Annotated in this window: 9 protein-coding genes and 1 pseudogene; 2 read left to right on the top strand and 8 right to left on the bottom strand. The window is 42.6% G+C overall.

The window, feature by feature from the left end; genetic code table 11:
• Positions 1–146 precede the first annotated feature (146 nt).
• Positions 147–497, top strand: coding sequence for a helix-turn-helix domain-containing protein (locus tag QUB70_RS02315; protein ID WP_332978129.1), 351 nt, complete (start codon positions 147–149; stop codon positions 495–497).
• A 588-nt stretch (positions 498–1,085) separates the two neighbouring features.
• On the opposite strand, the gene QUB70_RS02310 is transcribed toward QUB70_RS02315, so the two are convergent.
• The 6 genes and pseudogenes from QUB70_RS02310 to QUB70_RS32600 all read right to left on the bottom strand — a co-directional run.
• On the bottom strand, positions 1,086–2,453 hold the full coding sequence (locus QUB70_RS02310) for an MATE family efflux transporter (RefSeq protein WP_332978128.1): 1,368 nt from the start codon (positions 2,451–2,453) through the stop codon (positions 1,086–1,088).
• A 204-nt stretch (positions 2,454–2,657) separates the two neighbouring features.
• Positions 2,658–3,560 carry an SDR family oxidoreductase gene (locus QUB70_RS02305; RefSeq protein ID WP_332978127.1) on the bottom strand — a complete coding sequence of 301 codons (903 nt, stop codon included), beginning with the start codon at positions 3,558–3,560 and terminating at the stop codon, positions 2,658–2,660.
• Between the two features lie 41 nt (positions 3,561–3,601).
• The gene (locus tag QUB70_RS02300) at positions 3,602–4,981 is read right to left on the bottom strand and encodes a cytochrome P450 (protein ID WP_332978126.1); all 1,380 of its coding nucleotides are present in this window, start codon (positions 4,979–4,981) and stop codon (positions 3,602–3,604) included.
• 49 nt (positions 4,982–5,030) lie between these two features.
• Entirely contained in the window at positions 5,031–6,413 is a 1,383-nt protein-coding gene (locus tag QUB70_RS02295; protein ID WP_332978125.1) for a cytochrome P450, read from the bottom strand.
• Between the two features lie 106 nt (positions 6,414–6,519).
• On the bottom strand, positions 6,520–6,762 hold the full coding sequence (locus QUB70_RS02290; protein WP_332978124.1) for a hypothetical protein: 243 nt from the start codon (positions 6,760–6,762) through the stop codon (positions 6,520–6,522).
• Positions 6,763–6,775: 13 nt separating this feature from the next.
• Positions 6,776–7,183 (bottom strand): annotated as a pseudogene (locus QUB70_RS32600) (MFS transporter); the annotation flags it as partial.
• A gap of 179 nt (positions 7,184–7,362) precedes the next feature.
• On the opposite strand from QUB70_RS32600, the gene QUB70_RS02285 reads away from it, so the two are divergent.
• Positions 7,363–7,629, top strand: coding sequence for a hypothetical protein (locus QUB70_RS02285; protein WP_332978123.1), 267 nt, complete (start codon positions 7,363–7,365; stop codon positions 7,627–7,629).
• Here the strand turns inward: QUB70_RS02285 and QUB70_RS02280 are convergent.
• Together QUB70_RS02280 and QUB70_RS02275 are read right to left on the bottom strand one after the other, a co-directional pair.
• Positions 7,618–11,694, bottom strand: coding sequence for a non-ribosomal peptide synthetase (locus tag QUB70_RS02280; RefSeq protein WP_332978122.1), 4,077 nt, complete (start codon positions 11,692–11,694; stop codon positions 7,618–7,620). The genes QUB70_RS02285 and QUB70_RS02280 overlap by 12 nt on opposite strands.
• A gap of 209 nt (positions 11,695–11,903) precedes the next feature.
• Positions 11,904–15,179, bottom strand: a complete 3,276-nt coding sequence (locus QUB70_RS02275) for a type I polyketide synthase (protein WP_332978121.1) — start codon at positions 15,177–15,179, stop codon at positions 11,904–11,906.
• Between the last annotated feature and the right edge of the window lie 31 nt (positions 15,180–15,210).

Here is a 15,210-nt window from a genome sequence, read left to right as displayed (position 1 = left end):
CGCTCCGATGCAGTAAAACTATATCTATACTTTGTATTTTAGACTAAGCTTAGTTGTATGTCAATAGTTACAAGTTAAGATTTAAATGATAATTATTTATAAACTGATAAGTTTAGTTGTAGGTAAAGCCGAGTAGCTTTTAAGTCGTGAACAACATCCAAAATAGAGAAAAACTTAGTGAAATTATCAAAACAGCGCGCGGGACAATGAGCCAGCGAGCGTTTGGTAAGCTTTTGGGCGTTTCCGCTACCGCTGTTCAGCTTTGGGAAAGAGGTGATACGGTTCCCGATACTGAAAACTTGGCTAAGCTCGCTGCGAGATCAGGTTATACGCTGGAAGAGTTTCTCAGCATTTTGGATGGCAATCCAGTCTCGCAAGCCCCAGAAATTAACGATATTGTCAAAAAAATTCAGTTTTTGCCTCTGAGTCAGGTGGCGCTAATTGCTAAAGCTGTAGCGGATAGATTCGCTGCGTCGGCTGAGGCTGCTGGAGAATGAATATGAGGCAAATTTATCTGTAAACTAGGAGTTGTGTTTATCTGGTGACTAATACTGTGGACGCAGAAGCTAAGAAAAAAGGCGTTGCTTAATCAGGGTATGAAAAAATAATTTTAAAATCCAGAAACTGTGTCGAAAATGGTTTCTATGACTTGCAGATTTTGCCTTGCATACCGTAAATCAGCAACGCCAATTTTTTTCTTGTGGAATGGGCCGGAGAGCCCGTTCCAGAATTTGATTAAAAGGATTTTTGCAAGAGGTCTAATATATCTCAAATGGGTTCTATATAGCCATAATTGGATAGTTGCTTTTCATGAGTGTCAAGAATGGGTTGAGGAATCAATCACTTCTCTTCGCAATAAGCGCAGATTGTATCAAAAGGGCTTGAGGGCTATAAACCTCATACAGCAACCATTCTAGGATGCTTGTCGCCCCCTGAAGCCAGAGGCTTGGAAAGGCGAAGAATGAAAATTGGAATTGAGAATGAAACAACCATGCGTCAGGTCAGGGGGGCGACCTCTTGGCTTAGGTATCCAACTATGCTCTTAGGGCAAGTTAAATGTGGAACAGCTTATTAAACCTACCAACTTATTTTGCTAAGATTTGAAGTTGGAGTCGATCCAATTCCATCCAAGTAAATAAAGCGACTATTAGGGAAACTAAAATATCCACAGCAGTTAAGCTATAATAAATCCCATTTATTCCTATGAATAGCGGCAATATTAACACTACTGGTATAAACAGAAATACTTGTCTAGCCACAACTATAATTCCCGCAATTTTACCATTGCCTATGGACTGAAACAAAGTAATGCTACAGAATACAAAAGACAGTAGGGGTAGCAATATAGTCACAATCCGAAAGTTTAACAGATCGTTAGCACTGAAAGCAACCTTCGGTAGCAACCAACTTAGAAAAGTTGCAGGATATAATTGTAGAGGCAACCAGATTATGCTTAACAGAATAGTACCGCCAATACCAAAAATAAAATATGCTTTCTTCATTCTGTGATGATTTCCCGCTCCATAATTTATTCCAATTACTGGCTGTAGAGCTTGTACGAAGCCATAGACAGGAGTTACTGCTAAAGAATACAGGTTCAATGTTGCTCCAGCGAAGGCAAGATCGGTATCGGTTCCATAGTAGGCGAGCGATTTAAAAATCATTACCTGTTGAACTACAGTCATTACTTCCATGATGAATACCGATATACCCACCGATAAGATTGGTGGCAGTAAATCTACTGACAAAGTTAACTTTTTTACTTGAACCGGGATCGAACTTTTACCGGAAAGAAAATAACTACAATTTACGATCGCGTAAACGAAATTAGCAACAATCGTCGCGATAGCTATTCCTTGAATACCCCAGTGAAAAACGCCTACAAAGAGAGGATTTAAAATCGTATTAGTCACAACCGAAATAGCAGCAAAGATGGTCGCTAAACCGATTTTCCCTTCAGATTTGATTAACTGACTAGAACCTACCGCTAGTACAAAAAATACCGAACCCAACATATAGGTTTTAAAATACTCCGAACCTAAGGAGGCAACTTCACCTTTCCCTCCCATAAATGAGATTAATTGTTCGCCAAAACTGTAACCTAAAATGGTGATAAAAAAGGAAACAATCAGACTCAGAATTACGAAAGTACCGAAGATGTTAGATTGAGTTTTGATATCTCCCGCGCCAATGGCGCGGCTGAGAACCGAAGCAGAACCTATCCCAACTAATAAAGCACATCCAACTACAACGATCGTCAGAGGCAGCGCGATGGAGATAGCTGCCAAAGCGTTTTCACCAATTAGTCGTCCTGCAAATAAAGCATCAAGAAAAGGGTTCAAGCCAATCAGCAGCATTCCCACAATACCGGGAATGGATAATTTCAACATCAGTTGAGTTAGATTGCCTTGGAGGATTTCATTTGTAAGTTGTGTTTCCTGTTTTGAAGTCATTATTTGCTATGGTTTTATAACGAGGTCAGAAACCGGGTTTCTTCGTAGATTTCTAGGTGAGAAACGCAGATTTTTCATAGAAACCCGGTTTTTTTGCGTAAGTCCTGAAATTTTAGCTGGCTTGTAATTTGTATACGAATGTCAATTAATAACATTCGTATACAGATCGCTAAAGATAGCAGCAAAAGAAATTACTGCCAGAAATCACCTTTTATCAAATTTCAAGTCTCTTTCTACAAACGAATAAAAAATGTTATAAAAAAGCCGAGTAGGAAAGAACTTGTTACAGGTCAAGAAAAAGAGGTCTTCCCCGACAATATAGTGCCTTTTGGGTTTACGATCGTCCAAAGACTTTAAAATCGTATTTGCGACTTTTTCGGGTGGCATTCCTTCCTGATTTTCCTTGACCACTTCCATCATATAAGCTTTGTGATTGTTGCCATACATCGCTTTGGCTTCGGGTGACATATTGGCGATCGTTTTCAAATAGCCAGCCTCCACTTTCTCGGAAACTTCTGTATTAATTGGGCCTGGTAGGATCGAGATGACTTCAATTCCCCAAGGAGTTAATTCCATTCTCAAAGAATCTGTGAGTGCCTCCAATGCAAATTTAGAAGCAGACAAGGCGGCGAAATATGGCAGAGCAACTTTACTAGCAACCGAACCAATATTAACGATCCGACCTTTGGCTTTTCGGATCGCGGGGAGAAATGCTTGCATGACAGCAATTTGACCGATAACATCGACTTCAAATTGCAACCTCAAGTCATCGATCGGAATACATTCCAACGGCCCGTCTACGGCAACACCCGCGTTGTTCACTAATCCTACCACTCCTTTATCGCCCACTATTTGCGAAACAAGTTCTGCGGCAGATTTAATTTGTTCCGCTTTTGTGATATCGAGGATAATAGGTGTTAAATTGCCAGAGCTAGCCTGCTTTAATGATTCAGCATCTTTTTCTTTACGAACTCCAGCAAAGACATGGTATCCTTGTTTTTCCAACAGCAGTGCGGTGGCTCGACCAACACCTGAAGATGTTCCTGTAATGACTACAGCACCTTTTTTACTTTCAATCATTTTCGTTATCTCCATTAAAAAGAACAAATCAGAACAATCCCTAAGCACACAAAAACTAACTTCAGAAGCTAAACCGATCCAGCAACAAACTGAGGCGATCGCTCTTGGCGCTGACGTTTACCCACGATGACCATCTTCAAGCCTTTAGCAGGAGGAAAATTGATGCCTAAAGGCTTTGGTTGTTCTGGCCTTTTATCTGCCAAAGCTAATTGATAGCGGGAAAGAATAGTCGCTAATACTAGCTTCATTTCAAACAGACCAAGAGCTTCAGCAGGACAACGACGAACACCGCCGCCAAAGGGCAGAAATTCATAACTAGAAAATTGTCTATCTAGAAAGCGTTCTGGCTTAAATTCCTTTGGCTGTGGATATAAATCCTCGCGTTGATGAGTTTGATAAATACAGCCTCTGAGTATTGTCCCTGGACTCAACTCGTAGCCCATCAGTTTGACTTGCGATTCTACTCTTCTTGGTAATGTTATCACTTGAGATGGATTAATTCGCAAGACTTCATTACAGACAGCATTCAGATAAGGCAGTGCGACAATACGGACGGGATCTGGAAAATCACCCAGATTATCGAGTTCTTGAAGCAGGCGATCGCGAACGGCAAGATTTGTGTGAATCCAGTATAACGCCCAAGCGATCGCGCTAGCTTCAGTATTGCGACCAGCGAATAGGAACGAGGGTAAAAGATCGCGCACATCCTCATTCGTCATCGGCTTCCCATTTTCATCAAGAGCTAATACTAAATCGGAAAGGATATCAGCACGGGAGGAGTCGGCTTGTTGGCGGCGATCGTTAATTTCGCTGTATAGCAGTTGGTCAAATTGCTGTCGCAGGTAAAGAAAGTATCCCCACGGACTCCGCCGACCAAAATCCCTTTGCAGAGCGGGGAAAGAGAAGATAAGGCTCATGATGGGAGAAAATGGAAAACTCAACAGAGAGGGAATTAGCTGCCTGAGTTGTTTGTAACGCTCTCCCTCATTTAAACCAAAAACTACCTCCAATATTACTTGCAAAGCAATAACTTGCACGATCGGAAATGCCAGAAATGGTTTGCCGATCGCTTGTTGGCTAATTATTTCCTCTGTGAGGTGACATATTCGCTGTCCGTAGGATCGCATTCGTTCCCCGTGCAGGGGAGGCATTAACAGTTTGCGGCGATGTTTGTGGCGCAAACCGTCTAGCAAAAGCAATCCATTAGTTCCTCCCAGCAAGGAGAGACCTTGGTTTAATTCACCTGGGGCGGTAATTTCTTTTGTGTTGGTAAAAATCTCCTTTAAACCCTCTGGGTTGCTAACGAAAACTACCGGGGTAGAACCAAACATAATCGTGAAAATTTCACCATAGCGTTTGGTAATGGCATTCATATAGCCAATCGGGTCAGATGCAAATTGAATGTTCAGTAACCAGGTGGGGGTTTTCGGCCCTGGAGGTAGTTTCATCGTAATGGGTAATTGGTAATGGGTAATTGGTAATTGAAATCAGCTATCCCTAATTAGGAAAGTTAGATACTAGCTGCTGCGGTTGCTTTTGATGTTGGCGCTGACCTTTGACTACCAGTTTCACACCACTGACAGGGTAACAAAGTAGTCCTTCAAACTTAGGTTGTTCCGGTTTGCTATCCGCTAGTTCTAATTGATAGCGTGAAAGTATAGTTGCCAATATTAGCTTCATTTCAAATAAAGCTAAAGTTGCACCGATACAAGTACGAGTGCCCCCGCCAAAAGGCAGAAATTCATAAGGAGAAAATTTTCTTTCTAAAAAGCGCTCTGGCTTAAATTTGTTAGGTTCTGGGTATAAGTCCTCGCGCCGATGAGTCAGACAAATATTAACTCTGAGCAGCGTACCGGGACTCAATTGATAACCCATTAACTCGATCGGTGATTCTACCAATCTTGGAAATGTGAATAACTGAGTGGGATAAATTCGCAAGGCTTCATTACAAACAGCGGTGAGATAGGGTAATCCGACAATACTCATTGGATCTGGCGAGTCGCCAAGACTATCTAGTTCCGTCACCAATCGATCGCGTACTGTCGGTAAATGGTGAATCCAGTATAATGCCCAAGCGATCGCAGTGGCGGAAGCATCCTGAGCCGCGAATAAGGGCGAAATTACCAAATCTCGCAACTCTTCATCTGTCATGCTCTCACCCGTTTCATCGCGAGCAAACATCAAATCAGATAGAATATTGCTGCGAGAGGGATCTGCTTGCTGGCGGCGTTCTTTCACTTCTGCTTCGAGCAGTTGGTAAAGTTCTTGCCGGAGTTGAAGCAGTTTCCCCCAAGGGCTCCAACGACCTAAATCTCGTTGCAGAAAGGGCAGAATGTTGGCAGCTTGAATTAAAGGAGTCCGCATCAAATTTATGATTGCCGGAAGCAGTTTCCTGAGTCTTTCGTAGCGTTCTCCCTCGCTTAAACCCAATACAATCTGAATGCTTATTTGTAAAGTAATATCTTCGATCGATGGGTAAGCTACAAAGACTTTGCCGATCGAATGCTGACTGATAATTTTCTCTGTCAGATCGCAGATTCGCTCTCCGTAAGAGCGCAACCTCGCACCGTGAAAGGCTGGCATCATCAACTGACGGCGATGTTTGTGGCGCAAACCATCGAGTTGGAGTATTCCTTGATTCCCCGTAATTAGGGCCATATCTCCGTTCAACTCTCCAGAAGCGGGAATCTGTTTTGTATTGGTAAAAATTTGCTCGATTCCTTTGGGATTGCTGACAAATAATACGGGAGTAGTCCCAAACGTGATGGTGAAAATGTCACCGTAGCGTTTTGCGAGAGTGTCCATGTAGCCAATAGGATTGGTGGCGATTTTAAGATATTGCAACCAGATGGGAGCTTTTGGGCCTGAAGGTAGGTTCATCGATATTTTTAATTAGTTGATGTATATCTACATTTGTCGTGAGATATGGAAGTGGAGTCGGATTTTTTCGATATGTTCTAAGTAGGAAGGTTTTATTCAAAACTCGTTACTCGATTTGTGGAGTTAGCTGAGTGCGTCTCGTCCGATCGAATTCTCGGGCAACGATCGCGATGCTAACCAAAGCAATGGCAAGAGAAATAATAAACACTCCCTGATAGCCCAGCGCTTGTGCGATTACACCACCGATCGCGGCAGCAATAATGCCAGAAAAGAAGAACGTTCGATCTCGATCGGCATCCGCCACCGCCGATAATTGCACCCACAGAGTTACCTGCACTCTGTGCGCCATTGCCAAAGCCTCGCTCGTGGGGTTCGAGCAACCCTAGGGCTAAGGCATCTGTGGCAACATCTTGGCTGGCACAAACGAAACAAATTACCACCAGAGATAAAAATGCAACATGAAGTTGACTATTAATGTCAATAAAGCCAAAAGCTACTAGAGTGCAAGCAACGATGAGTTGAAAGCAGATAATCCAAAATCGATAGTGTCCCCAACGGGTGAAACCGTAGCGATCGATCGGTGGCGACCAGAGGGATTTTAGCATCCAGGGTAAAGTCAACAGGGGGAGAAAACCGATTGCTTCTAAGGAGGCCCCACGCTGTCGCATCAATACGGGCAAAGCTTCGTACAAACACGCGATCGGGATAAACTGCGATACGTACAAGCTGCCAAGCAATCCGAATTTCTGTAAGCTTTTTGGGTTAATCATGGGACTGGGGACTGAGGACTGGCTGGAGAAAAACAATGTCTTGAGAGTACGCCAGCTTATTGCGATCGGGGAAAGTGGGTTTTGTAGAAAAAGTTGAGAAAATCTTTCATCAATATGTATACCCTAAATAATTATAATTGTCAAGTAGTTGTGAGTCATTAGTCAGCAGTCGATGACCAATGATCGATGACCAAAGGCTCAATATCTCAGTCGAAGGGGCAGTATTGGTCGTGCATCGAGTATTTTCCCTCTTTGCACCGCCGTCAAAGGCTAATTCCAGCAGTGGAGAGGTTGCGCGTTCGATCGCAATGGCGTTGTCGCGATCGATCGCAGAAACAGTTTCACTCAGTTCCTTCTGGCGAAAGACTGCGATTTTGACACTGGTTAGCTTTTTTACTCTAGCCCTGTCAAAGTGCGATCTACCTCAACAATATCTAGCAATCTAGTTCAATTCGATCGAGATAACCTTTCAACTGTTGGGCTAATTTTTGCACGTGAGGTTCAGCGAACATTGAGAAATGATTTCCCGGAACTTCAATAACTTCGATCGCTTGCTGGGAACACTTACCCCAACCTAACAATAAGTCATCGCTATGGAACTCAGAACTATCAAAATCATGCTCAATTTTATCGTGAGCTCGAAACAACGTAATTTTGTCAGGATAAACCTGGGGAACGTAATCTCGCATGGCTTGAACGTGAGATTTAAAAACCTTGTAATCGCGAATATACTGCGACATCTCCGTGTCGCTGACGATGAAGTTTGCCTTTCTATTCAATAACTGAAATTGCTCATCCAACGGTAGATCGAGCATTTCGTCGTAGGAGACTGAAAAATCGATACCGAACCAGTTTTTAATTGATTCAGCTAACCGGAGTAAAAATTTAGCATCATCATCCTTTGTTGGTTGAATAACTGTTTCTGGCAAAATCGCGTCAATTACCACTAGCAAGTCTACTTTTTGACCTTGTTTTTGTAGTTGTTGCGCCATCTCAAAAGCAACCACCCCACCAAAACACCAACCTCCTAAAAGATACGGCCCTTCCGGTTGCACTGCGCGAATTTCTTCGAGGTAATAAGCTGCTGTTTCTTCTACTGATTTAGGTTCAACTTCTACGGAACTGGGAGACTGTTCCAAGGCGTAAAATGGTTGCTCTCCACCGATTTTATCTGCCAAGTTTATGTAAGCGAGAATGTCTCCTCCGGCGGCGTGTACGCAAAAGAAAGGAGTCCTCGAACCCGAAGAATTAAGGGCTACCAGCGGGGAACCAGAACTCAAATTTGTTGGCTGGCTGACAATTTTAGCGAGTTTTTCTATTGTTGGGTTTTCAAACAAAATAGATAGGGGAAGGTTGTGTCCGAACAACTCGTAAATTTGAGCCATTAAGCGTACAGCTAAAAAGGAGTGACCTCCCAACTCGAAGAAGTTATCTGTAACTCCAATTGAGTTAATAGCTAGAAGATTTTCCCAAATTTTTACCAAACCTAATTCGGAAATATTTCTGGGCGAAACGAAGGATTTTGTAGAGTTTGAACGGATCGGATTATCAGTTGGAAGCGATCGCTTATCTACTTTGCCATTTGGTGTTAGCGGTATCGCATCTAGCAGCACAAAAGCAGACGGTATCATGTAATCCGGTAGTTTATCTTGCAAGTAACCGTGCAGTTGTGAAACTAAGTTTGGTTCATCTGTTACTATGTAAGCGATCGGATGCCGATCGCCTTGTGTCTCCTCCCGAATAATGACAACAGATTCTCGAATATCTGGATGTTGCAATATCGCACTTTCAATTTCTCCCAACTCAACCCGAAAACCTCTGATTTTTACTTGTTCGTCACGGCGACCTAAATATTCGAGATTGCCATCGTGCAAGTAACGCGCTAAATCGCCAGTCTTATAGAGTTTTGAGTTGGGAGTTAAAATAAACCGTTCCTCGGTTAGTTCGGGACGATTCAAATAACCTTTCGCCAATCCATCGCCACCGATGTACAATTCACCGCAGACTCCGACGGTCGTTGGTTGTAAATGGCGATCGAATATGTAAACTTGAGTGTTATCAATTGGATGGCCGATCGGAACGCTAGTTGCTTTTTCTGGTAATAAACTCGTATCGTAGTAAGTAGCATTAGCAGAAACTTCAGATGAACCGTAAAGGTTAATCAATTTGGCAGATGGAAGCAATTTTTGGAACGATCGCGCTAAGTCGAGAGGTAGTGCTTCTCCACTGGTTATCCAAAGTTTCAACTTCGATAATTTCTGAGTTAAATTACCGTAAGTATCGAGAATTAACCGCAGTAAGGAAGGAACAAGTATGACTCGCGTAACGCGATGGCGATCGAGCGTTTCTAGGAATAGTTTAGTGTCTTTGACAATTGGATCGGGAACGATAACGGTGGGAATTCCTTGGAGTAAAGGAGCAAAAATTTCCCAGACTGAATCTACGAAACTAATAGCTGTTTTCTGACAGCAAATATCTTGACTTTCAAACGGATAAGTTTTCCACAACCAGTGTAACCCATTAACTGTACCTCGGTGAGTGCCGAGAACGCCTTTGGGAGTTCCAGTCGAACCAGAAGTGTAGATTACATAAGCAAGATTGTCACTTCTCGATGCGGTGGCAGGATTTTCTTGACTTTCTCGATTGATAATTTCCCTGTCATCATCTAGACAAATAACCTGTATTTGTTGAAAGCGATCGCGTAATGATGAATGACTGATGACTAATGAAACTTGGGAATCAGAAACCATGAAAGAAAGACGATCGACTGGATAATTTGGATCGAGAGGAATGTAAGCACCGCCTGCTTTCAGGATCGCCAGAATTCCAACTATCATTTCCACCGATCGATCCAGACAAATCCCCACGAAACTTTCGGTTGTTACTCCCAATTTTTGTAAATAATGGGCAAGTTGATTGACCTTTTGGTTGAGTTGTCGATAGGTTATTTTTTCCGATAGATTAATTAACGCTAAACTATCGGGAAAATGCTCTACTTGCCGTTCAAATAATTGATGGAGAGACGCATCTTGCGGATAAGTCGTTTGAGTATTATTCCACTCCAATAACAGTTGTTCTCGCTGTTTGGTAGTTAGGATCGGTAGTTCAGAAATTTGGCGATCGGGATTAGCAACGATGCTTTCCAGTAAGGTTTGAAAATTGTCGATTAGTCCTGTAATTGTTGCCGCATCAAATAAGTCGGTACTGTACTCTAAAAATCCAGTTAATCCTGCTTTAGATTCGCCGATCGACAGAAAAATGTCAAACTGAGATGTGCCACTATCGAACTCCAAACTACGCAAAGTTAACCCAGCAATCTCTCGCTCGGAATTCGGCGTATTTTGCAGCACAAACATGACCTGAAACAAAGGATTTCGGCTTAAATCGCGATCGGGTTGCAATTCCTCTACTAGCTTCTCGAAAGGCAAATCCTGATGTGCGTAAGCGTCGAGAGTCACCCCGCGTACCCGACTCAAAAGCGTCCGAAAACTTGGGTCGCCGCTGAGGTCATTTCGCATCACCAATGTATTGACAAATAAGCCAAGAATTCCTTCTAATTCGGCTTGATTTCGATTAGCAATTGAAGAACCTATGAGGATGTCTTCTTGCTCAGAATGGCGGTAAAGTAAAGTATTAAAACCCGCCAGCAAAGTCATAAATAAAGTGACTTCTTCTTGCTGACCTAATTTACTTAGCGCCTCTGTTAGAGTTTGGGGAAAAGTAAAGTATTGCTTTGCGCCATTAAATGTGGTAATAGTAGGTCTGGAGCGATCGAGAGGCAATTGCAATACAGGTAAATCACCGCCTAGTTGTTGCTTCCAGTAATTGAGTTGGGTAGCGAGTAATTCACCTTGCAAGCGATCGCGCTGCCAAATTGCAAAATCTGCATACTGGATGGGAAGTTCCGGTAATGACGGAGATTGACCTGTGGAAAACGCCGCATACAGCGTTGCTAATTCCCCCGCAAACACTGAGATAGACCATCCATCGGAGACGATGTGGTGCATAGTCAAAAGGAAAATATGTTCTGTTTCGCCTAGACGCAGCAAAGTTGCCCGTACCAGAGGCGGTTGGGATAAATCAAAGGGTTTTTTAGCTTCCTCGCTTGCTATTTGTTGAACTTCAACCTCCCAATTTTGGTTCGATAAATGTTCGAGGTTGATAATAGGTAATTCCAATGTCAATTTAGATGCGATCGCCTGAAATGGTTGCCGCTCTACTATTACAAAACTCGTCCGCCAAGCTTCGTGACGACTGATAATTTCGTTAAGACTTTGCTTAAGCGCCGTCACATCAAGCATTCCCTTTAAATGAATGGCTGTCGGAATATTATAGAACGAACTTCCTTGATAAAGTCGATCGATAAACCAGAGTCTTTGCTGGGAAAAAGATAAAGGAATAAGATTAGAGTCCGATCGCTTAGGAATAGCAGAACTTCTAAATTTTCCTGTCTTCCATTTTTCTAGAAGGGCTTTTTTGGTTGCTGATAGATTAGAGGTTGAGTTTTCCATAATAGATGTTGTTGGTGATGAGTAATGAGGTTATACCAATTTAATGTGAAGTTGCACATATCTCGATCCCCCTAAATCCCCCTTAAGAAGGGGGACTTTGAGTGAAATCTTGTCCCCCCCTTATTAAGGGGGGCTAGGGGGGATCTGATTCTATGCAGCCTCATAAAAAATTGGTATTAGATGGGATTCGGTTGTGTAAAAAGAAAGTTTTATCGATTAGCCAATAAAGCTTCAACTTCTTCCTCAGATAATTCGGCAATTTTTTCTAGGAGAAGTTGGTCGATTGTTTCTGCTTGTTTGGCGACAGTGGATGCTTGAAGCAAAAGGTCGCGGAGTGGTAGTTCGACTGGGAAATGCGATCGCAATCGCGAAACTAATTGAGTGGCGATGAGTGAATCTCCTCCTAACTCGAAGAAATTATCGTGAATACCGACTTGTTTAATACCGATAACTTCTTGCCACATTTCGGCAATTTGTTGTTCTAATTCGTTAGTAGGAGGAACATACGAATTACTGAGGCTGGGTCTTAAATAGCGTGGGGAGGCGTCTGTTTGCTGGGATGGTTTTGTATCCGGGATTAGTTCTGCAAGTAAAGCATCAAAATCGTCTTGGTTTTGGGGATTAATGGTATAAATTCCAGCCCTGAGTTTAGCAAATTTTTCTCCTAACTTTATCCTAACTACATTTTGCTCTTTTTGTTCCAATTTATTAATTAATTGGGAACCGACACCAGATTCATCAACAAACACTAACCATCGATCTTTTTGGTCTGATGTTATTGAGTTTTTAGTCGCAGATAAGGATGGAAATTTGGCATCGATCCAGTAACGTTGGCGCTCGAAAGGATAGGTGGGGAGAGGGAGACGATGACGCGATTCGTGAGTAGAAAAACCCGACCAATCTATCTTTATGCCTGCCATCCAAAGCCGACCTAATGCGTTTAATAATAAGGCAACATCGGATTGTTGTTCTTGAGGATGGCGTAAGGAATTTAGCACGAGATGTTTGGCATCGGGTTCTAAATGCCGCTTAGTTAACGTGCTTAACGTCCGTCCAGGCCCAACTTCCAAAAATATTGCTTCCGGCTGTTTTAATAACTCGGAAATTCCGGCAGAAAATCTCACTGTTTGGCGCAGATGTTTGCCCCAATAGCTGGGATTTGTGGCTTCATTTTCTGTAATCCAAGTACCAGTGACGTTGGAAATAAAGGGAAGTTGGGGCGGATTCAGCTTCACTTTTTTAATAGCAAGTACAAACTGTTCTAAAATCGGTTGCATCATCTCAGAATGGAAGGCATGAGATGTATGTAAGGGGCGACAGTCTATAGCTTGGGAATTTAACTGATTTTGCAATGTTGCGATCGCTGCTGTCGAGCCTGAAACGACGCAGGAGGATGGCGCGTTAATTGCTGCCAAAGAAAGTTCTTTGCTCAAAAATGGCTGAATTTCTTGTTCTGAGAGAGGTACGGCGAGCATACTTCCAGAGGGCAATTGCTGCATCAGTTTACCTCTACTTGCTACTAGAAATAAGGCATCTTCTAAGGAGAAAACACCTGCTAAAGTAGCAGCTACATATTCACCAATACTGTGTCCAATTAGCGCTACGGGATGCAGTCCCCATTCTATCCACAACTTGGCGATCGCGTATTCAACAACAAATATAGCTGGTTGGGTAATTGCAGTTTGTTCCAATTGCTGAGAAGCTTCTGCGGTTTGTGCTTCGCTGGGATAGAGAATTGAACGCAGATCGATACCTAAATGAGGTTTGAGAATTTCCGAACAGATATCTATTTGTTCTCTAAATGTTGGCTCAACTTCGTAGAGTTCTCGCCCCATATTTACATATTGTGCGCCTTGTCCAGAAAACATGAATACGATCGGACGGTGAGAGGGCTTTTGGTAGTGCGTGAAAACTCGTTGCTTATCTACATTAGTTAGCGCATTCAGGGCATCTTCAATATCATGACAAACTACCATTCGGCGATGCTCAAAAGTCCGACGACCGACTTGCAATGTGTAAGCAACATCAGCGATATTTAAATCGGGATGCTGTTGTAAATGTTTTGCTAAATTCGCAGTTGCAGTCTCTAATGCTGTATTGGTTTTTGCTGAGAGTAGCAATAACTGCCAAGGACGTGAAGAACTAGAAACTTCAAGATCGGGAGTTTCTTCTAGAATTACATGAGCATTCGTTCCACCAATTCCGAAAGAACTGACTCCAGCACGACGCGGATTGCCGTTAGTTTTCCATTCCGACAACGTACTATTAACGTAGAATGGACTATTGGCAAAATCTATTTGGGTATTGGGTTTTTGGAAATGCAAACTGGGAGGTATTTCTTTGTGTTTAAGTGCTTGGATAGTTTTGATTAAACCTGTTATCCCAGCGGCTGTATTCAAATGTCCAACATTAGTTTTAACTGAGGCGATCGCACAAAAACCATTCCGATTAGTTCTGGTACGAAAAGCTTGGGTGAGAGCTGCAATTTCGATCGGATCTCCCAACGAAGTTCCCGTTCCATGCGCCTCAATATAACTAATAGTTTCGGACTCCACTCCAGCTAAAGCAAGTGCTTCTAAAATCACCTCCCTTTGACCTTCTACGCTGGGGGCTGTGTAACCAACTTTTAAAGAACCGTCATTATTAATTGCGGAACCTTTAATGACGGCGTGAATACAATCGCGATCGGCTACAGCATCTTCTAATCGTTTCAATACGACAATACCCAAACCGCTACCAAAAATAGTTCCTTGAGCATTTACATCGAAAGCTCGGCAATGTCCGTCAGGAGAATTTATTCCTCCTTCTTGATAGCGATAACCTGTTTTTTGTGGTACTTGAATTGAAACACCACCAGCTAACACGATATCGCTTTCGCCATTCAGCAAACTTTGGCAAGCTAAGTGAACTGCAACTAATGAGGTAGAACAGGTGGTTTGAATGTTAATGCTCGGCCCTTTGAGGTTTAATTTGTAAGAAGTTTGCGTGCAAAGGTGGTCTTTATCATTGCCAATTAACACTTGGAACGGATCGACTGATTCTATTAAATGGCGATTAGGATACAGGTTAGAAAATAAATAACTGCTCAGAGTTACACCTGCAAACAAACCAATTTGACCGGGATAACTTTCCGAATCGTAACCAGCATTTTCTAATGCTTCCCAAGCACATTCTAGAAAAAGACGCTGTTGGGGATCTGCGATTTCGGCTTCTCTGGGTGTAAAGCCGAAAAAGGCCGCGTCAAATAGTTCTATATCTTCCAGTATAGTGCCTGCTTTGACATATTTAGAGTCATTGAGTAAGGCTGGGTCTGTAACTGTAGAGATGAGTTCTTCATCTGTGAAAAAAGAAATTGATTCTACGCCATCTCGCAAGTTTTGCCAAAAATCATCAACATTTTTAGCACCAGGAAAACGCCCCGCCATGCCGACGATCGCGATTTCATCTTTTCCATCAAAACGATTTAATTCATTTGAACTATTCATGGGCATTACTGTTCCTCATTATCCAAGTAAA

Source organism: Microcoleus sp. A003_D6 (genome assembly GCF_036702825.1).
GTDB lineage: Bacteria > Cyanobacteriota > Cyanobacteriia > Cyanobacteriales > Microcoleaceae > Microcoleus.
The sequence above is the reverse complement of the archived record's forward strand: the minus strand, read 5'-3'. Positions and strand labels throughout refer to the sequence as shown.